The following is a 19,097-nucleotide window of genomic DNA, read 5'->3' on the forward strand; positions in this document are numbered from 1 at the left end:
CGTGAAGGTCCTGCTGGCTCACACGCCGGAGATGCGGCGCAATTACTATGGCGATCGCAGCCTGAACGGCCTGCGCGCGGCCGCCGAGGTGATCCTGCACGAGGGCGATGACCCGCTGGACGCGGCCGGCCTCGTACGCGCCGCCAAAGAGGCAGACATCATCGTCGCCGATCGCATGACCGAGGGCTGCGGCGAGATCTTTGCGCAATTGCCGCACCTGCGAGCCTTCGTCCGCTGCGCCGTCGACATCCGCAACGTCAACGTCGAAGCGGCCTCGGAGGCCGGCGTGCTCGTGACCCGCGCCGGACCCGGCTTCGTGCAGGCGGTGGCCGAGCTCGCGCTCGGCTTCATGGTCGATCTCTCCCGCGGGGTGTCGCGGACCACTGCCGACTATCAGGCCGGTCGCAAGGCGGAGGCGCGGATGGGCCGCCAGCTCGCCGGCAGCCGAATCGGCATCATCGGCTATGGCAGCATCGGGCGCTATCTTGCCGAAGTGGCAAAGGTGCTGCGCATGGAGGTGCTGGTCGCCGATCCCTTCGCGAACGTCAGCGACAGCGCCATCCGCCAGGTCGGTCTCGACGAGCTGCTCGCCGCATCGGACTACGTCGTTTGCCTCGCCATTGCCAACGAGCAGACCGAGAACCTGATCGGCGAAGCGGCGCTGTCGCGCATGCAGAGGCATGCAGTCTTCGTCAATCTCTCGCGCGGCAATCTCGTCGACGAAGCCGCACTGGCGCGCGCACTGCGCGGGGGCCGCATCGCCGGCGCGGCGATGGATGTCGGCCGCGCACCCGACCAGATGCCGACGCCCGAGCTGGCGAAGCTGCCCAATGTGATCGCCACGCCGCATGTCGGCGGGCTGACGCCGCAGGCGATCGAATATCAGTCGCTGGAAACCGTGCGGCAAGTCGAGGCCATCGTCAAAGGCGAGGTGCCGCCAGGTGCGGTCAACGCCGACCGCTGGATGCGGCGGCCGTGAAGGGCCCTACAGCCGATCCACCGCCCTGAACGATCCGTCCTTCTGGATCACCGTCAAAAACACCTTCGGCGGCGTATCGATCATGCGCGGGCCGACGGTGACGATGGAGCCGCTGATGTCGAAACGGCCGATATCGTTGATGGTGCGCAATAGGCTCGCGCGCGTCGGCTGCGGTCCGGCCCTTTCCAGCGCCGCGGCCGCGAGGCGACCGGAGATATAGCCTTCGAGCGACACGAAGTCCGGTGTCAGCGTCGGATCGAACGCGTGCTGCGCCCTCTGGTAGTCGGCGACGAGCTTGAGCGAGCGGTCCCAGGGAAAGGGCACGACCTGCGAGACGATGACGCCTTCGCCGTCCGGGCCAAGCTCCCCGGCGAGCGCGTTGGCGCCGACGAAGGAGACGTTGACGAAGGTCGGAGAGAAGCCGCTGCGGCGCGCGAGCTTGATGAATTCCGCGCAGGGGCCGTAGGTCCCGACCATGACGACGGCTTCGGGCTCGGCGCGCTTGATCACCCGCAAGGCCGCGGCGACCGCGCGGGTGTTGCGCTCGAAAGTGCCTTCGGCGGCGAGTTCGAGGCCGCGCCTCGCAAGCGCCCGCTTGACGCCGAGGAGGCCGTCGCGGCCGAAGGAATCGTCCTGGTAGAAGATGCCGATGCGGCTGAAGCGGCGATCCTCGGTGAGGTGCTTGACCCAGGCCTCGGCCTCCGCGCCGTAGCTCGCGCGGATGTTGACGACGTTGGGAAGCTCGAGGTCGCGGAGGAATTCGGCGCCGGTGAAGGGGCCGATGAAGGGAATGTTCCTGGTGCTGGTGATCGGAATTGTGGCGATGGCGGTCGGCGTGCCGACCGCGCCGATCAGCGCGAACACCTTGTCGTCCTCGATCAGGCGCAGCGTCTGCGTCACCGAACGATCGGGGTCGTAGCCGTCGTCGCGGCTGATGAGCTGGAGCTTGCGGCCGTGGACGCCGCCCTTGGCGTTGATCTCGGTGAAGGCCGCGACGATGCCTTGCCGCATGCGCTGTCCGAGCGCGGAGGAGGGGCCCTCGAGCGCTGCCGCCTGACCGAACAGGATCGCGTCCTCGCCGACGCCGACTTCGTCGCCCTTGGCGGAAAGCATCGCTGCGGCCAACAATGCGATGGTCAAGCCGACGTAGGTCGCGAACTGCGATCGTGACATGAGGATGCTTGCCGAATACAGGATGGGTTGCGGAGACGATAAATCCTGCGGGCTGAACAGGACGCTAATTTGTGCCGCGTCGACGGTCCGTAAGACTCCGGGCAAAATCGGCAAGTTACTGCCACTCTGCCGGAACTTTCTGGGCAATCGTTAACTAAGCCGCGCGATGCGCGGCGGTGCGGTTTGCGAAATTGGCCAGTTCTTAACCCCGATCCTGGTCCGATAGTCGCGCCGGCGGCTCAACCAGAAGTTCGTGCCGCCGTACCGATGGGGACTTGCAGATCAAGATGGGCGGTCGCGATCAGAACGATCAGGATCGGAGGCATATGAGCGGATGGTGGCGTGCCGCGCCGCTGCTCGGGCTTTATCGCCCTGCGCTCGTGGCGGTCGGCATCGGCCTGCTGTTCTCGATCGTGGGCGCTGCCGCCGTGGCGCGGTGGGAGGATCGCGTCAACCGGGGCGAGTTCGAGAACGCGGCCGAGACCCAGTCGATCGTCATGCAGAACGGCATGAACGAGTATATCTCACGGCTTCTCGCGCTGCGCACGCTGTTCGAATCGACCAGCGACGAAGTCACTCGCAGCGAATTCGAGACCTTCAGCGCCCGCCTGTTCGAGCGCCATCCCGGCATGCTGCGCCTTGCCTGGTTGCCGCGCGTCAACAGCAAGGAGCGCGCCGAATACGAAGCTGCGGCGATCGCCGACGGCGTGTCCGGCTATCGGATCAAGTCGCTGCAGGGTGAGAGATTCGTCACCGCAACGCAGGGCGACGAATATTTTCCGGTGTTCTACTCGACTCAGCCGAAGACCTCGTCGGTCTACGGCATGGACTACGCGACCGTTCCGGAGCGCCGGGCGCTGCTGCAGCGCGCGCGCGACAACGATCGCGTCGCAGCCATTCGCACCCGCCTCTTCGAGCCGAAGCAGGGGGGCAGCCGGGTGCCCGACGTTCTCGTCGCCATTCCCGTCTACGCCAAGGGCACGTCGCGCGAGGAGATCGCGGACCGGCGCCGCAATCTCGCCGGTTTCGTCGTCGGCATCTTCGACCTGCCGCTGCTGATCCAGTCCATTCGCGTGACCACCGGAGCAAGCCCGGCAGTCAGCATGAACGTGTACCCGCCCTTCGCGGCGCAGGTCGCCAACGAGGAGGAAGCGCTGCCGGATTACTCGTCGGGCGCCACCGCGCCGCATTCGATGCGGGACATCGCACAGGCCGTGCACTGGTCGGGCAGTCTCAAGATCGGCGATACCGCCTGGCAGGTGCGGGCGGTTCCAACCGCTGGCGGTCCGCTGGCGACGACTTACGATCGCGCCGGCGCGGTGCTGATCGTCGGCATGCTGCTGACGATGTCGCTGTCGACCTATCTGATGCTCGCGAGCCGCAATTCGCGGCGGCTGTCGCAGGCGAACCGGCGGGTGCTCGAACTTGCCCAGACCGACATACTCACCGGACTGCCGAACCGCGCCTACTTCCTCACCCGGCTCGACGAGATGCACCGGCAATCCGGCGTGACGGGTCCGCCCTTCGCGATCCTGATGCTCGACCTCGACCGCTTCAAGAACGTCAACGACTCCCTCGGTCACGCAGCCGGCGATGCGCTGCTGCGCCAGGTGGCACAGCGGTTGAAATCCGCGATGCGCGCGAACGACGTGCTGGCGCGGCTCGGCGGCGACGAATTCGCCATCATCCAGGAAGCCTGCGAGGACCAGCGCGCCTGTTCGACCGAGCTGGCGGCGCAGATCGCCAAGCTCGTGAGCAAACCTTTCCTGCTGCCGGGACACCGCGTCGAGATCGGCACCAGCATCGGCATCGCGATCTCGCCGGATCACGGCAGCGATCAGGAGCAGCTCCTGAAGAAAGCCGACCTCGCGCTTTATCGTTCGAAATCGGCGGGCCGCAACTGCTTCACCATCTACGACGAGGCGATGTCGGCCGAGCTGGAGGCCCGCAACACGCTGGAAGGAGATCTGCGCGACGCCATCGCACAGTGCCAGCTGGAGGTGCACTATCAGCCGTTCGTCGATGCCCTCAGTGGCGTACGGCGCGGCTTCGAGGCGCTGGTGCGCTGGCGGCATCCGACGCGCGGGCTGATCCCGCCGGACCAGTTCATCTCGCTAGCGGAAGAGACCGGTCTGATCGTGCCGCTCGGCGAATTCGTGCTGCGGCGCGCCTGCGCTGACGCCGCCGGCTGGCCCTCCGATCTCATGGTCGCCGTCAACTTGTCGCCGATCCAGTTCAAGGAGGCCGAGCTGTTCGACATGATCTGCGCGGCGCTCGCCGATTCCGGCCTGCCGCCGCAGAGGCTGGAGATCGAGATCACGGAATCCGTGCTGCTGGAGCGCGCGGTCGAGAACCACGCCTTCATGGAGCGGCTGAAGAGCATCGGGATCGAGCTGGCGCTCGACGATTTCGGCACCGGCTATTCGTCGCTCAGCTACCTGACCGCGTTCCCGTTCGACAAGATCAAGATCGACAAGTCGTTCATCCGCAACCTCACGCATCAGCCGCGCAGCTCCGCCATCATCTCCGCGATCGTGACACTGGCGCGCGGGCTGGACATGTCGGTCACGGCCGAGGGCGTCGAGACGTGCGAGGAGTTCGAGCGGCTGAAGGTGCTCGGCGTCAATTTCGCGCAAGGCTATCTGTTGGGCAGGCCGCAACCGATCGAAGGGATCCAGTTCGACGAGCCGGCCAAGCCGTCGCGGCGCGACGCCGCCTGAACGCGGCTCGGCGAGGCGTGGATGGCCGGGACGATGCCCGGGTCGGACGCTGCGGAAGCCCTGTCCTCGCCCAGCGGGCATGCGCGAAAAGCGCTTGACCAGTGCATCCCCGGATGATCCGAAGGAACGTCCAGGGATGAAACAAGCACAACATGCGGCTTCCGTTCTTCTACGGCTGGGTGGTGGTCGCCGTGACCTTCGTCACCATGGCCATCGGCGTCAACGCGCGTACCGCCTTCTCGCTGTTCTTTCCGCCCATCATCTCCGAGTTCGGCTGGGAGCGCGGCGTCACGGCGGGCGCCTTCTCCTTCGGCTTCGTGGTGTCGGGCGTGGTCAGCCCGCTGATCGGCCGCCTGATGGATCGCGCCGGGCCGCGCGCAGTGATGGAGCTCGGCGTCGTGCTGATGGGCGGCGGGCTGCTGCTGGCACCGCTGACCAGCGCGCCGTGGCATCTCTATGTCACCATCGGCGTCATGGTCGGTGCAGGCTCGGTGTGCCTCGGCTATTCCGGCCAGTCGCTGTTCCTGCCGAACTGGTTCATCCGCAAACGCGGCTTCGCCATCGGTATCGCCTTTGCCGGCGTCGGCATCGGCTCGGTGACGCTGCTGCCCTGGGTGCAGCACCTGATCGAGCAAACCGGGTGGCGCACCGCCTGCACCGCGATGGGACTGCTCGTCCTGATCGTGCTGGCGCCGATCAATCTGTTGCTGCGCAAGCGCCCCGAGGACATCGGCCTTCAGCCGGACGGCGATGCCGCCCCGGCCGCAGGCGCTCCAAAACCGATCTCCAATGTGGTCGACGCCGTCTGGGTCAGTACCGACTGGACGCTGAAACGCGCCGTCGCGACCGCGCGCTTCTGGTGGATTGCGCTGGGCTATTTCTGCGGCCTTTACATCTGGTACGCGGTGCAGGTCCATCAGACCAAATTCCTGCTCGACATCGGGTTCAGCGCCAATGTTGCGGTGTGGGCACTCGGCATCGTCAGCCTGCTCGGAATTCCCGGCCAGATCCTGCTCGGCCATGTCTCTGACCGGATCGGGCGAGAATGGGTGTGGGCGATCAGCTGCGCGGGCTTTGCGATCTGTTTTGCGGCGCTGATGGCGCTGAAGTTCCAGCCGTCGCTGTGGCTGGTTTACCTGATGGTCCTCACGCAAGGGGCGCTCGGCTACGGTCTCACCTCGATCATGGGGGCGGTGGTGTTCGAGATTTTCCAGGGAAGGCACCAGGGCAGCATCTTCGGCACGATCATGCTGGCGGCGCTGGCCGGTGGTGCGGCAGGACCGTGGGTGACGGGCTTCCTCTATGATCGTGCCGGCGACTACACGCTTGCCTTTGCCATCGCGATCGTCATGAGCGGACTGTCGGCGCTCTCGATCTGGCGGGCCGCGCCGCGCAAGGTGCGGGCCGTCGCCGGCCGGCTGCACAAGCTCCCCGGCGGTATTGCGCGGTAGGTTGTCTCAAGCATCGCATTGGACGTTTCCTCTTCGGAGAGCGTTAAGCATATCGCGTCTTGGCGTGACGCCACGGGCCCGCAAAAACGTCTTGGACACCATCGGAGCACTAGCGTCGGTTTAGTACCACTTCTTCCCGACGCCGTCCGGTTCCAACGATGTCTGCCTCCGATTGTCCCACGACCGAAATGCCGGACGTGCTGCGCGCCGCACTCGCACGCGCCGAGGATGGCGTCGTCATCGTCGATGACGCGCATCGCATCACGCACTTCAACCGTGCCGCGGAGCGGATCTGGAAGCTCGCTGCGACCGAAGTGCTCGGCCGCAACGCCGCAGTGCTCACCCTCAAATGTCTTGAGGCCGGCGCGACCGCGGAGTTCCGCGAGGAGATCAGCCTCGTGCGGCGCGACGGCAGCCGCATCAAGGCGCTGGTGTCGATGTCATCAACGACGATTGGCGGCGCGACCCATCGCATCGTGTTCGCTCGCGACGTCACTCTTGATGCGGATCGGCGCGTCAGGATCGCGCTTCTCCACGCCGTCGCCGACCAGACCAACCGCGCGGTGATCATCACCGACGTCGGGCAGAACATCGTCTACGTCAATTCGGCGTTCACGGCGCTGTTCGGCTACACCAGCGAGGAGGCCGCAGGTCGCAGCGCCGACGGGCTCGTTGCCGGTCGTCACACCGATCGCAGGGCCCTCGCGAAGCTCGTCAGGCGCCTGATGCGTGGCGGACATCGCGGCGAGGCCGAGCTGCTCGTCTACAACAAGGACGGCGAGGAGATCTGGGTCTCCGCCCGGATCGACACGTTCCGCGACAGCAAGGGCCGGGTCAAGCATATCTTCGCGTTGCTCGAGGATATCACCGAGACCAAGCAACTGCGCTCGCTTCAGCAGCTCATCATGAGCGCGCTCGCCGACGAGGTGCCGATCGGCGAGATTGCCGACCGGCTGTGCCGCCGCGTCGAGGAGATCGCGCCCGACGTGGTCTGTTCGCTGCTTCACGTCGATGCCGCCGGCCTGATCCATCCGCTCGGCGGTCCCAGCCTGCCTGAGGACTATTCCCGCGCGCTGGACGGCATCGCGATCGGCCCCAATGTCGGCTCCTGCGGCACCGCGGCCTTCTACGGTACACCGGTTCTGGCGACCGATCTCGACACCGATCCGCGCTGGCAGCCCTACAAGGCGATGCCGCTCGCGATCGGCCTGCGTGCGTGCTGGTCGACCCCGGTCAAGGCCAAGGACGGCCGCGTCATCGCGACCTTCGCCTTTTACTATCGCGAGCCGCGCGCGCCGAGCAATTGGCACCGGCGCATCGTCGAGGCCTGCGTCAACCTCGGCGCCTTCGCGATCGAGCGCAAGGAGGCGCGCGCCGAGATCGCGCGGCTTGCCTATCACGACATCCTCACCGGCCTGCCCAATCGGGCCCAGTTGCGGCACCTGATCACCACGGCCATCGATGCCTGCCCGACCAGCAGCCATGTCGCGCTGGCCTTCCTCGACGTCGATCATTTCAAGGACGTCAACGATACGCTTGGTCACGCGGCCGGCGACGAGCTCCTGGTCCAGCTCGCGCAACGCCTGCGCGAGCATATCGGTCCCGGCGACATGCTGGGGCGGCTCGGCGGCGACGAGTTCGTCATCCTGCTGCCGCAACGCAACGTCGAGAGCGCCGAGCGCGCCGCGGCCGATATCGCCGAAGCTCTGGCGCGCCCGCTCCGGCTCGGGTCGAAGCTGATGCCGATGTCCGCCAGCATCGGCATCAGCCTCTACCCCGATCACGCCACCGATATCGACACCTTGATGCAGCAGGCGGACGCCGCCATGTACATGGCCAAGCAGGCCGGACGCTCGACCCATCGCATCTTCAGTGCCGAGATGAACGTGCTCGCCGAGCAGCGGTTGGCCCTGATCGCGGCACTGCGCCGCGCGATCGCGGAAGGCGCACTGAGTCTCAGCTACCAGCCGCAGATCCGCAGCTGCGACGGCGCGATCCATGGCGTCGAAGCGCTGGCGCGCTGGCGCGATGCCGCGCTCGGCGACGTCTCGCCGGCAAAGTTCATCCCGCTCGCCGAGGAATGCGGCCTGATCGAGCAGATCGGCCTGTGGTCCGTGCGCGAGGCCTGCCGACAGATCGCGAGCTGGCGCCACGCGGGGCTCAACATTCCCTGCGTCTCGGTGAACCTGTCGCCGATCAATTTCCGCAACGTCGCGCTGGCGGCGCGGCTGAAGGACATCCTGGCCGAATACGATCTGCCGCCGGACGCGCTGATGCTGGAGATTACCGAAGGCGCGTTCATGCAGGACGGCGTCGCAGCGCTGGAGACGATGAACGCGATCCGCGAGCTCGGCGTCGGCCTCTCGGTGGACGATTTCGGCACCGGCTATTCCAGCCTGAGCCGGCTCGCGCATCTGCCGATCCGCGAATTGAAGATCGACCGCAGTTTCATGCGCGACATCGAGAAAGACCCGGGCGCGCTCGCGATCGCGACCGCCGTGGTCCGCGTCGGTCAGGGCCTCGGCATGACCGTGGTCGCCGAGGGCGTCGAGACCGAGGGGCAGCGCAGGACGCTGGCCGAGCTCGGCTGCGACATCGTCCAGGGCTTCCTCTATTCACCCGCGCTGCCTCCTGTCGCCTTCGAGCGCTGGCTGATCGACCACTGCGCCGAGCAGGCGAGGGCGATGCTGCGGCGGCTTGATATCACGCCGGCGGGCGAGGATGCGGTGAAGCGGTCGGCGTAGCTGCCTTCGAGCGATATTTCCGGCCGATAGGAACGCATCAAACCGCATAAGGCTGGGCACCAGGACGTCGCCGATACCGAAGCAGTTCGAACCACCAGCGATATGGACGACAAGCGATGAGACGGTATTCCCAATCGCATGCGGCGAAGGAGGCGAACAGTCTCTTCAAGCAGACCGTGACGAAGCCCGCGACCGATTACGAGAAGGCGGAACAGACCTTCCACGCAAATCGTGAACGACTCAAGGCTGAACGGTTGGCGAGGGAAGCTGAACGACGAAGCCAATCCGGGAAGACGAATTGAGTGTCGCTGTTCTGCTTTGACATCTGGGGTGGTGAATCGTCGGAAAAGCCGCCGCGCACTTTTCCCGATCATGCTTTAGAGCATCGGAAGCACGACAATCCCGTCTTCGAGCTCCCCTGAAGCAAGGCGCGCTCGCGCCATACGCTCGAACTCCGTTCGGTGCTTCTGCAGATAGCTGAAGGCCTGCTTCTGGGTGTTGAATGTCGTGGCAAGCCGGCACATCTGGCGGTTTGCGCCGGATGCGAGGAAGAAGGTGATGGTTCCGTGGTCTGGTTTGATTCTAGGCACGATCTGCACTCTCCGGCAATGAGATCGGCACTTCAAGTTTGGCCGGCGGCGTTGAAGTCGACTATCGCGCCGGCTTTCTTGAACGCCTCTTCAGTGTAGGCGCCGGCAAAGCTGTTCGAAGCGCGTCGTCAGCCGCTTCCTTCGCCTCGCGCACCTCTCGAAGCCGCGCCATGTTCTTGCGAACCTCGATGGCTTGTCTTTCGACGTCTGCCAATGCCCGGGCTCCCTCTTCAGCGGCGAGGCGCTTGCGATCGGAACGCGCAATGCTTTCGGGTGACGGCTCTACCGGTTTCTTGGTGCTCATCGTTCACCCGGATCCGCAACGGCCAAACCCGCTCAATCCCGGGATTGAGCGGGCGAAGCAACCGTTTCAGTACATCCGTGAAACGGCGCCACGATATCAAGCCAGCGAGAGGTTCTCAGCGCTGACTTTGCCTCGCATCTTGTCGGTCTTGATCTCGAAATTGACCTTTTGGCCCTCGCCGAGACCAGCAAGACCGGCGCGTTCAACCGCGCTGATGTGAACGAACACATCGTTGCCGCCATCGCTCGGCTGGATGAAACCGAAGCCCTTTTGGCCATTGAACCACTTGACTGTACCTGTCGTCATTCTCTTCTCCAAAGCGCACAAGCGCATCCCGCGCGACAATCACGCAGCTATCTTCAACTTCGTCGATGACATTGGAAAAGGAGCCCGCGGGCGCATTCAACAAGGCACAGCGGCTAATCGAACGGCCTCAACATATATGATTTTCGCGGTTTTGCAAGGAGCGAAGCCGGTTTGTTTTCTGCAGGCCACTTCCTCCGGTCCGTCGAGGCGCTTTGCGTGTGTCCGTCGAGCTTCAAGCAGGACGTTATCGATTGACAGCGCCGCGCGACAGTGGTCACGTTGACGTCACCAAGGTGCTCGCCGTGACAGGCAGATCGGCTCGTCCGAAGCCGCGACGATGTCGCCATCACTATCCTCAAAAATTCGCAATGAAGCTCCTGCGCAATTGGCTGCCCTGCAGGACGTGTCGCATTCGCAGCCCGGGCCAGGAGGAACAAATTGCACGTACTCGTCAGAGACAACAACGTTGAGCAGGCACTCCGTGTTCTCAAGAAGAAGATGCAGCGCGAGGGCGTCTTCCGGGAAATGAAGCAGCGCCGTTCCTACGAAAAGCCGTCCGAGAGAAAGACCCGCGAGAAATCCGAGGCCATTCGCCGCGCCCGCAAGCTCGCCCGGAAGCAGGCGATCAGGGAGGGATTGCTGCCCGCGCCACCGAAGAAGAAGCCCTTCGAGCGCAAGCCGCCCCTGCCGGAGATCAAAGCAAGGCCGGAGTAGAAGCGATCTTGATTCCGGATATCATGACGGCGCGCCACCGCTGAGGCCGCAGAAGGGCCGGACCTTGCTCTGTCCCGGCTGCTGTTTTCCTTATGGCCTGAAATCGATGCCTCGAAGCACGATGCCCGGCGGGGTGCCTTCGAACTCGGTGGCGCGATATTTGCTCTCGGCGCATGCTTCGATGCGATCGCGTAGACGGGCGAATTGGGCTTCCCGCTGCTCGGGCTTGACGTGTGCACCGTGCTCGAGATCATCCATCGCTGAGGTCGAGATCGCGCAAGGAATCTCCCGGGCGCCGTCATGCATCGAGAACCGGACGATCATCCGGTCGTATTCGTGGTCGATAAAGCGACCGCTGGTCAGTGTGCTGGTCAGTGTCATGGCTCACTCCGTTACGTGTTGGCTTCCTTGCGAGTTCGCGCCCTCCAATCATTGACTGGTACCGCGCGCCCGCTTCCCGGCTCCCGCCGAATATGCACGTCGAGAATGCAGGTGGCCCTCGCTCAGCCCTCTCCGGACAGCCGGGCGAAATCGTCGAACAACGCCGAGACGAGCGCGCGATGGCGGGTGTCCTCGGCCGGCAGGCCCGCAGCATAGAGGTTGAGCAGATGGCGCGCCTTTACCGAGGCTTCCTGCCAGGACGCAGCGGGCACTGTCATCATGCGGTGTTCGAGGTCGGCCTCGCGCTCGCGCAGCTCTCTGACATGGGCCTCGACCTCCGCCAGCGCGCGGCGCAGGTCGGTGGCCTTTTGCGCGGCCATGCCACGGCGCTTGTCGAGATCGACCGGCTGGTCAGTCATTGGCGATGCTCGCGTCTGCAGCTTGCGCATTCGCAAGATCGACAGAGCCGATCGACAGCATCTCCATGGTACCGCCCCCACCTTCGGCGGGCACGGTGATCATCGTGGCGACCCGGCGATAGGCGGCGAAGGTCAGGCCTTCGATCGTCTCCTCGTCGGTGACGACCTCATAGGCGCCGGCCGGCAAGATGCGCTCGATGCCGCGGATGTGGAACGGATGCCTGAAGGTGACGGTCTCTCGCCGCGAGCGGATGGTCATGCGCAGGCCTGCCTTTCGCAAGTGAAGCCCCAACCGGTGCCGGCTATTGCAAGCATGCGCCTTTGGCACGGCAATAGCCAGCACTATCGTGTCCTTACGGGCGAACGGTCACGTCGCGGTGCGACGACAAGAGGCACTTAACGCTCGCTATTGGTTCGGCGCGGGCGTAGGCTCGTTGCCATCACCGCGCGTCTCGACGGCTTCGACCGGTGACTGTGGGCAAATGTGCTCCCGCCGAAGGCTGCGCTGGAGCGTTCGATGTCGGGTGATCGCATTTCGGAATGGATCGTGCCGCCGGTGATCGTTCCGCTGTTTCTTCTGCTTCTCGTGTGCGGAGCCGTGGTCCTCAATGGCTAGGACAATACGCGTGCCGTATCTGGTCTGTGGAACCAACGAATACGGCAGCTCCAATCTCGGCCGGGGAACTGCGGCGGTCGCGCTGCGTCTTGCGGAAAAACTGCTGCGCGAGGGCTACATGGGCGTCAGGGTCTGTACCCCGCGCGGCCGGGTCCTGCAGCCGAGTGAATTCGACGAACTCAAACCAGCAAGGGAGAGCGACATGGCAAAGGGCCAGCAACGCGGCAACCGCGAAGTCAAGAAACCGAAGAAGGACAAAGCCAAGGTGATCGCCGCGGCGCCGTCCCGCAAGGAAGCCGCCTGGCAGCCGGATTTCGGACCTGCGAAGAAGAAGTAGCGAGGGGACCGCATTTGAAGCGCGACAAGCATGCCGCGCGGCGATCGAAGGCACAGGTGCTGATGCGACGCCGATCCCCTCCGACGCCGCAACCGTGATCGCGCGCAAGAAGCTGTCGGCCGGCATCGTCTCAGGGTTGATCGGCCGGTGGCGGATGCTCCAAGCAGGCGCACGCTTTCACAAATGCACGATGGGCGGACGACGAGTAGTCGAGGCACTGAACGGAGATCGTGTGAGAGGCATCAGAATCCGTTGAAATCTCATGTGAAAACCTCTTGTGAACGATAGCTGCGGCGAGCGGTCACACGGCTGGCGTTCCAACGCGTAAATCTGGACCGTCGGTTGCCGATGTCGGATAATTGCGTGGATCTGGTGTGGCGCTTCCGCTCCCCAGGCTCCTCACATTATTGAGACACATGCCATGGCACAGGCGCGCGCCTTCGCGCAGAAGTTCGAACGGTTCCTGCATTTGAGGGATGCGCCGCCAACGCTGGTCACGCGTTCGCTGCGCAGCGCCGAGCTCGCCGTCACCGAGACACGGGATGACCATCCGATTCCGCGTCTCTCCGACTCGATGCCGTCGGAGGACGCCTATCTCGTCAGCCTCAAATTCCGTGATTTCGCCGATTGTGAGTGCTGGGAGCGCGGCCGGTGCGTGATCAAGCGCGATATCCGCGCCGGTGCCACTTACCTGTACGACCTGAAACGCGATCCGCGCTACGTGATCGACAAGCCCTTCCATTCTCTGTTCTTCCATCTGCCCCGTTCGGCATTGAACGACATGGCGAGGCAAAGCGGCGCGCCGCGGATCGGTGAGCTCGCCTATCAGCCCGGCGTCGGCCACGACGATATGACCATCCGTCATCTCGGCGCGTCGTTCCTGGCGGCGTTGCGGCAGCCCGAAGAGGCCAACCAGCTCTTCATCGACCACATGATGCTCGCGCTCACCGCACATGTTGCGACGACCTACGGCGGATTGCGGCGCGCCGCCGAGCCGGCGCGCGGCGGCCTTGCCCCCTGGCAGGTGAAGCGGGCTTGCGAAAGGCTGGAGTCCGATCTCCGCGGAAAGCTTTCGCTGGAGAAGATCGCAGCCGAGTTCGATCTCTCGGTCAGTCATTTTTCGCGCGCATTTCGCGTCTCGACCGGCCTGCCGCCGCACCAATGGCTGCTGCGCCAGCGCGTGGACACGGCCAAGCAATTGATGACGGTGCGCGACCTGTCGCTGGCGGAGATCGCGATATCGGCCGGGTTCGCCAATCAGAGCCACTTCACCCGGGTGTTTTCCTCGGTGGTCGGCATCAGCCCGGGAATGTGGCGCCGTGAGGCGCAGGGCGTGCCGGACGGCGAAACGTGATCCCACCGTTCAGCGGCGCTCGGTCTGGGAGATGGCGTAGGCGTCGCGCCGCGCCGCAAATATCTCGTCCGGCGGATGGCCGATGCCTTCGGCAAGATTGGCTGGATTGAACACCGACGCCTCGCACGCTCCGTTTGGTTCAGTGCCCGTTATCACGATCGTTCCGAGGCGCACCGCCTCGCGTCCATCCTCGTCGGGCCAACGGATGGTCACGTCCATGACGGGATCGCCGGGATGGTCCAGCAGCGCCATCACGCTGAACCTGACATCGCGCGCCGCGATCCGGGAGTCGAGATCGCGCAGCAAGCCGGTGGACTTGGCCGTGGCGGTGTGCTCGCTCGACCTGCGTTCGTCGCCGACCGGCACGACCTTGAACTTGATGAACCGTGTCTCACCCCTCGCATTCGTTGCGGGAAAGGCGTGCACGCCCCAATAGGTCGTGCAGGCGAGGCTTGCCGGCGGCGGGTTCGCGGCAAGGTAGCTTGCCTGACGCAGCGTCTCGGGATTGGCGGCGGAGAATGCCTCGACCCGGGTCATGTCCGGCTGGCCGTCCGGTCCCGGCATGCGCGCTTGCAGGAAGGCCAGCATCTGGTCGAGCGTTCTGGCGAAATGAACCGGGACGCTCTGGGTGACGATTTCGGAGCGCTGATCGCCGTTGCCGAGCCGGAAGCTGAAGCCGCGCAGTGCGAGACCGTCCGTATCGACCGCGTTTGCGGGGACGCCGTCCGCCGAGAAGCGCGCCAGCACCCGGGAGGGCATGGTGAAGCTGCGGGACTTGGTGATCTCCTTGGCCTGATCCGAGGGGGCATAGGTGCCGCGAACGCATCGGCCCCAGCAAAAGCTCGCGCGCGCCTGCGGCGGAAGACCGGCAACCGCCCTCAAGGCATCGACGACGGACATCGGCGTGGCTGCGCCGCTCGGGAACTGAGGCAGAACCGAACCTTTGGATTCGAACGGTGGGCTTGTTTGTGGCGCAGGGCGCGCCGAAAAATCTTTCCCAAAGCGGACATGCCTTGTCCGATCCTGCGACGAATCTCGCAACTCGCTGGCTCGGGACCAGCCGCTCGCTCGAGACACGACTACGGCATGTCCTCAACAAGCGATGGCCGCCCGATGTTCGGTCTTCCGCCTAGAGCGGCCGAAGAGCGAATGGTCTCGCAGGTCGCAGATGGGTCACAGGACTAAACCGCTCGCGCGGTAAGACAGCGCGGTTTCCTCCCTTGGAGGCTTTCGGACGCCGGCCGCCGAATACGCCGCGCCGTCCCTCAAGCGGCCGGCATCCGAAACCCTTCACCCAAGCGGACCTCTACAAGCCGGTCGTCGTGGCTTTCCAAAACCTATCCATCGCTAAGCAATGCTCTCTGGACTTCGGCCCCAGAAAGCCTACCACCGACCTGAAATCGAATGCCTTTCTGCCATCTGCGTGCTGCAGTGATTCAAGAAAGCCGGTTGATAAAGCGGCACGTTCTTGAGCCGCGCCGTCTGCGAGCGCTTGCTCGCAGAGTTCAAAGACGGACTGTATTGTGCTTTTTGGCAATCGATTGAAATGCTCGACAAGAGTCTCCGCCAATGCGGTACCCACGATCGTTACAGGCACCACTTCAGGCGACCATTCGGCCTTTAGTTTAGCGAGCACCTCTCTCAATTGAGGTGCAAGATCAAAAATTCGGTGCCGTCGCGAGGTTGGTAGGAATTGAGGGTGGCGTAGTCTCCGGGTGATCAACCTCGAATCATCCGGCGTTGAAGCGTCGGACTGGAGACCACGCCATGACGAGCCTTACCACGAAGTCTGATTCCTCGCAGCCAGCAGCAGAGACAGCTTCCCGACTTTTCGACAACTGGTTCGATCCGATCGAGACCGAGGTACGGGCTCGATCGCGTCAGTTCATCGAAGAACTGATCCGCAGCGAACTTGACGCCGTGTTGGCGCGACCGCGTTACGAGCGAAGCCAGATGGCCGGCAATGAAGGAAAAGCCGGCGTTGCGGGCCACCGCCACGGCAGCCGCACGCGGTCGCTGACCGGCACATTCGGGCCGATCGAGATCGCGGTGCCGCGCGCCCGGCTGACCACGTCCGAGGGCAAGACGACGGAATGGAAGAGCCAGGCGCTGCGGGCCTACCAGCGCCGGACGCTGGCCGCCGATGCGCTGATCGCGAGCACGTATCTCGCCGGCACCAACACCCGCCGGGTGCGTCGTGCGCTGGCGGCCTTGTTCGACGGAACGGTCGGCAAGGACACGGTGAGCCGGACATGGCGCAAGGTGAAGAGCGACTGGGACGCCTGGAACACCCGCCTGCTGGCCGGGGAGCCGGTCGTGCGCCTGATCCTCGACGGCACCATTGTTCGCGTGCGGCTCGACCGCAAGGCGACCTCGATCTCGCTGCTCGTCGTTCTCGGCGTGCGCGCGGACGGCCAGAAGGTTTTGCTCGCGATCAAGAGCATGGGCGGCGAGAGCGCCGAAGCATGGCGCACTGTCCTGGACGATCTCATCACGCGCGGACTGCGGCGGCCAGAGTTCCTCATTGTCGATGGCGCGCCGGGGCTCGACAAGGCCATTGCCTCGGTCTGGGACGGCGTGCCGGTCCAGCGCTGCACGGTCCACAAGCACAGGAACCTGTTCGCCCATGCCCCCGAGCGGCTGCATGACGAGATCACCGCAGATTACAACGACATGATCTACGCGACGACGCCTGAGGAGATCGAAACGCGCCGCAAGGCCTTCATCCGCAAATGGAGGCTGAAGCATCGCGCTGTTGCCGACAGCCTGGAGGAAGCCGGCGATCGCCTCTTCACCTTCACCCGCCTGCCGCCGAACCAATGGCGCAGCGTACGCACCACCAATGCAATCGAGCGATTGCACGAAGAGTTCAAGCGACGGATCAAGACGCAAACCGTCCTGCCATCGGCCGACACCGCTGCGATGTTGTTCTGGGCGCTGCTTGCTTCAGGGCAGATCAACATGCGCAAGGTGGATGGTTGGCAGACGCTCGCCACAAAACCCATCGATCAGCCAATTGACCTTGCCGCCTGAAACGATACCTTCATGTGACCGGAGAATGCGCCACTCTAAATTCCAACCACTTTCCGGACGGCACCAAAAATTCTTTCAAGATAGCTCTCATCCTTCGGCATGCGACCAATATGTCGGACACGGATCATGTCCGCAATGGGTTAATCGAGTCGGTTTGGCCCGGTCAAAGTGGCGCCCGGTTTACACCTCACGACCGACTTAGAGGTCGGCCGGAATTTGTCGCGACGAGGTCGCTGGCGAAAGTATGCGACGGGTCGAGTGCCGCATTGCCTTCTAAGCCGCTCGAACAATTAGGCGGCTTGCGCGAACCAAGCCATCAACGGATAGGACAGCGTGAGCTGCGCGTTGAAAAGTGTGTGGACGAGCCAAGCGGGAGAAAGCGATTCGTAGCGCAGGCGCAGCGCGTACGTCACCAGGCCCAGCAAGATCATCGCTGCAGCCCAAACGAGACCGAGCGGAATAATATGATTGGCGGCAAAGATCACGGTTCCAAAGGCCAGGATGTTGGAATCTTGCCAGCCAATTCGACGCAGCCAGGATACCAAGAGGCCACGGTAGAGGATTTCTTCGGTCACCGGCGTTGTCACGACGAAAAGAAAGACCACAATTGCGATTGCCTTCGCGTCATGAAAATCGATCCGAACATCCTGGCTTCGATGTCCAGTTACGCTAGCCAACCAATGTGTCACGATGGGCACGCCGGCTGTGACGATCCCGAAGCCAATGAGGCTCGCGGCGATGGCGGGGAGGGTTAGTCTGCGAAATCTGAAGACGTCCGGGCGCAAGGTCTGACGCGTTGTCCAGACAAATGCCAAGGCTACGGCAAGCCAACTGCTGATTGCGTACGACAGCAGGCCATAGAGCCTGAAGCTGGGTGGCGCGGGCAGCTCGGCGGAAGCGCCGTGTATGAAGAGCCACATCGCCCGGGCGGCAAGTCCAATGGTCATCACAATGACCGCAAGCGCCATAGGGGCAAGAACCAGCATCAAAGTTATGATGCTCCGACGCCATTCGAAACCGGCGCGCGAAGTGACGTTCAGGCCGGTGGGCGGCCCCTCGGTTTGCGACATGCGATCAATCACCCCTCGCTCCGCGCGCCTGACCGTATAACAACCTTTGCGGGTTCTCTAGTGGTCCCGCACCATCAAGGGAGTCTACTCTTTCCATGAGCCTGCGCATCCATCCGATCGGTCTCCGACTACGGGTCAACCTAACTGACCGCGAGGTCGGGGAATTCCTGTATTCGTATTTGGATAGCCCGTGGAGCCGGTCGGTCCCGACGAGGCCTGATCAGGGCTCGACGCGGACCACTTCGACGTGGTCCGAGGCCAATCCCGTCCTGCGCCTGAGATCCGTGATCGCGCGCAGGAAACTGTCGGCCGGCGTCGTCTCCGGGTCGATCAGCCGGTGCAGGCGAAAGCCGTCTTCCAGCGCGAGCACGACGGAGGCCATCCAGGGCGGGTTCAGATTGTCGTTGCGCCCGTTGCTCTTCAATGTCGCCTCGACGATGTCGGCGACCAGCTTGCGCCGCGCGCGCAGGCGCTTGGCAAGCTCCGGGCGGCGCTTCTCGGCGCGTGCGACGAACAGGATCATCTCCATGTGGAGGAGGGGCGAGCGGCCGAGCGGATCCTGCCGGCTGCGGTCCATCGTCTTCAGCGCCGCGATGAAATCGTCGAGATTGTCGTGCTGCGCGAGGATGTCCATGTTGCGCCGGATCGACTGCTCGACATGGTCCTCGAGCATGGCGATGATCAACTCGTCCTTGCTCTTGAAGTTCGAATAGAACGCCCCGCGGCTAAAGCCCGCCGCCGCCGCGATCGCCTCGATGCTGGCGCCGCCGATGCCGTCCTGTTCGAACACGCGCGCGGCCGCCTCGAACAGCCTGTCGCGCGTATCGTCCCTGGTCGGTCTCGTTCTCACCCTTGACATCCGCACAGGTTAGGGCAGACTGCAACTCGATACAACAATGTATCGAG

Annotated in this window: 18 protein-coding genes; 8 read left to right on the forward strand and 10 right to left on the reverse strand. The window is 64.1% G+C overall.

Translation table 11 applies throughout. The features are described from left to right. Window position 1 precedes the first annotated feature (1 nt). A complete protein-coding gene (locus IVB23_RS31375; protein WP_061877610.1) occupies window positions 2–979 on the forward strand; it encodes a hydroxyacid dehydrogenase in 978 nt (325 codons plus the stop codon). Between the two features lie 6 nt (window positions 980–985). Here the strand turns inward: IVB23_RS31375 and IVB23_RS31380 are convergent, their stop codons facing one another. Continuing rightward, window positions 986–2,152 (reverse strand): ABC transporter substrate-binding protein, encoded by a 1,167-nt coding sequence (locus IVB23_RS31380; protein ID WP_247801160.1) that lies wholly within the window; start codon window positions 2,150–2,152, stop codon window positions 986–988. Between the two features lie 326 nt (window positions 2,153–2,478). Between IVB23_RS31380 and IVB23_RS31385 the strand changes: the two genes are divergently transcribed. From IVB23_RS31385 to IVB23_RS31395, 3 genes are all read left to right on the forward strand, one after another. Next, window positions 2,479–4,872, forward strand: a complete 2,394-nt coding sequence (locus IVB23_RS31385; protein WP_247801161.1) for an EAL domain-containing protein — start codon at window positions 2,479–2,481, stop codon at window positions 4,870–4,872. 152 nt (window positions 4,873–5,024) lie between these two features. Further along, the gene (locus IVB23_RS31390; RefSeq protein WP_247801162.1) at window positions 5,025–6,323 is read left to right on the forward strand and encodes an MFS transporter; all 1,299 of its coding nucleotides are present in this window, start codon (window positions 5,025–5,027) and stop codon (window positions 6,321–6,323) included. A gap of 158 nt (window positions 6,324–6,481) precedes the next feature. After that, window positions 6,482–9,067 carry an EAL domain-containing protein gene (locus tag IVB23_RS31395; RefSeq protein ID WP_247801163.1) on the forward strand — a complete coding sequence of 862 codons (2,586 nt, stop codon included), beginning with the start codon at window positions 6,482–6,484 and terminating at the stop codon, window positions 9,065–9,067. 377 nt (window positions 9,068–9,444) lie between these two features. Here the strand turns inward: IVB23_RS31395 and IVB23_RS31405 are convergent, their stop codons facing one another. The 3 genes from IVB23_RS31405 to IVB23_RS31415 all read right to left on the reverse strand — a co-directional run bounded on the left by IVB23_RS31405 (window position 9,445) and on the right by IVB23_RS31415 (window position 10,267). Beyond that, window positions 9,445–9,666, reverse strand: coding sequence for a hypothetical protein (locus IVB23_RS31405; protein WP_061877614.1), 222 nt, complete (start codon window positions 9,664–9,666; stop codon window positions 9,445–9,447). A gap of 52 nt (window positions 9,667–9,718) precedes the next feature. Then, window positions 9,719–9,961 carry a transcriptional regulator gene (locus IVB23_RS31410; RefSeq protein ID WP_082821951.1) on the reverse strand — a complete coding sequence of 81 codons (243 nt, stop codon included), beginning with the start codon at window positions 9,959–9,961 and terminating at the stop codon, window positions 9,719–9,721. A 96-nt stretch (window positions 9,962–10,057) separates the two neighbouring features. Beyond that, entirely contained in the window at window positions 10,058–10,267 is a 210-nt protein-coding gene (locus IVB23_RS31415; RefSeq protein WP_028181638.1) for a cold-shock protein, read from the reverse strand. A 438-nt stretch (window positions 10,268–10,705) separates the two neighbouring features. Here IVB23_RS31415 and rpsU point away from each other — a divergent pair, with 438 nt between their 5' ends. After that, window positions 10,706–10,981, forward strand: a complete 276-nt coding sequence (gene rpsU / locus IVB23_RS31420; RefSeq protein WP_025038058.1) for a 30S ribosomal protein S21 — start codon at window positions 10,706–10,708, stop codon at window positions 10,979–10,981. A 90-nt stretch (window positions 10,982–11,071) separates the two neighbouring features. On the opposite strand, the gene IVB23_RS31425 is transcribed toward rpsU, so the two are convergent. The 3 genes from IVB23_RS31425 to IVB23_RS31435 all read right to left on the reverse strand — a co-directional run bounded on the left by IVB23_RS31425 (window position 11,072) and on the right by IVB23_RS31435 (window position 12,040). Continuing rightward, entirely contained in the window at window positions 11,072–11,362 is a 291-nt protein-coding gene (locus IVB23_RS31425) for a DUF1488 domain-containing protein (RefSeq protein ID WP_061877615.1), read from the reverse strand. 122 nt (window positions 11,363–11,484) lie between these two features. Beyond that, window positions 11,485–11,781, reverse strand: coding sequence for a hypothetical protein (locus IVB23_RS31430; protein ID WP_247801164.1), 297 nt, complete (start codon window positions 11,779–11,781; stop codon window positions 11,485–11,487). Next, window positions 11,774–12,040, reverse strand: a complete 267-nt coding sequence (locus IVB23_RS31435; protein ID WP_131869778.1) for a hypothetical protein — start codon at window positions 12,038–12,040, stop codon at window positions 11,774–11,776. Before IVB23_RS31435 ends, IVB23_RS31430 begins: the two co-directional genes overlap by 8 nt. 349 nt (window positions 12,041–12,389) lie before the next feature. On the opposite strand from IVB23_RS31435, the gene IVB23_RS31440 reads away from it, so the two are divergent. After that, complete coding sequence (locus IVB23_RS31440; RefSeq protein ID WP_247801165.1) at window positions 12,390–12,734, forward strand: hypothetical protein; 345 nt, start codon at window positions 12,390–12,392, stop codon at window positions 12,732–12,734. A gap of 421 nt (window positions 12,735–13,155) precedes the next feature. Beyond that, complete coding sequence (locus IVB23_RS31445) at window positions 13,156–14,088, forward strand: AraC family transcriptional regulator (RefSeq protein WP_247801166.1); 933 nt, start codon at window positions 13,156–13,158, stop codon at window positions 14,086–14,088. Between the two features lie 9 nt (window positions 14,089–14,097). Here IVB23_RS31445 and IVB23_RS31450 read toward each other — a convergent pair whose 3' ends face one another. Further along, entirely contained in the window at window positions 14,098–15,021 is a 924-nt protein-coding gene (locus IVB23_RS31450) for a catalase (RefSeq protein ID WP_247804995.1), read from the reverse strand. 834 nt (window positions 15,022–15,855) lie between these two features. Here IVB23_RS31450 and IVB23_RS31455 point away from each other — a divergent pair. Then, window positions 15,856–17,121 carry an IS256 family transposase gene (locus IVB23_RS31455; RefSeq protein WP_247801167.1) on the forward strand — a complete coding sequence of 422 codons (1,266 nt, stop codon included), beginning with the start codon at window positions 15,856–15,858 and terminating at the stop codon, window positions 17,119–17,121. Between the two features lie 290 nt (window positions 17,122–17,411). On the opposite strand, the gene IVB23_RS31460 is transcribed toward IVB23_RS31455, so the two are convergent. Both IVB23_RS31460 and IVB23_RS31465 read right to left on the reverse strand, forming a co-directional pair. Continuing rightward, the gene (locus IVB23_RS31460; RefSeq protein ID WP_247801168.1) at window positions 17,412–18,203 is read right to left on the reverse strand and encodes a CPBP family intramembrane glutamic endopeptidase; all 792 of its coding nucleotides are present in this window, start codon (window positions 18,201–18,203) and stop codon (window positions 17,412–17,414) included. Between the two features lie 208 nt (window positions 18,204–18,411). Further along, window positions 18,412–19,050, reverse strand: a complete 639-nt coding sequence (locus tag IVB23_RS31465; protein ID WP_061879333.1) for a TetR/AcrR family transcriptional regulator — start codon at window positions 19,048–19,050, stop codon at window positions 18,412–18,414. Between the last annotated feature and the right edge of the window lie 47 nt (window positions 19,051–19,097).

It is taken from the genome of Bradyrhizobium sp. 191, assembly GCF_023100985.1.
Classification (GTDB): Bacteria; Pseudomonadota; Alphaproteobacteria; order Rhizobiales; family Xanthobacteraceae; genus Bradyrhizobium; species Bradyrhizobium diversitatis.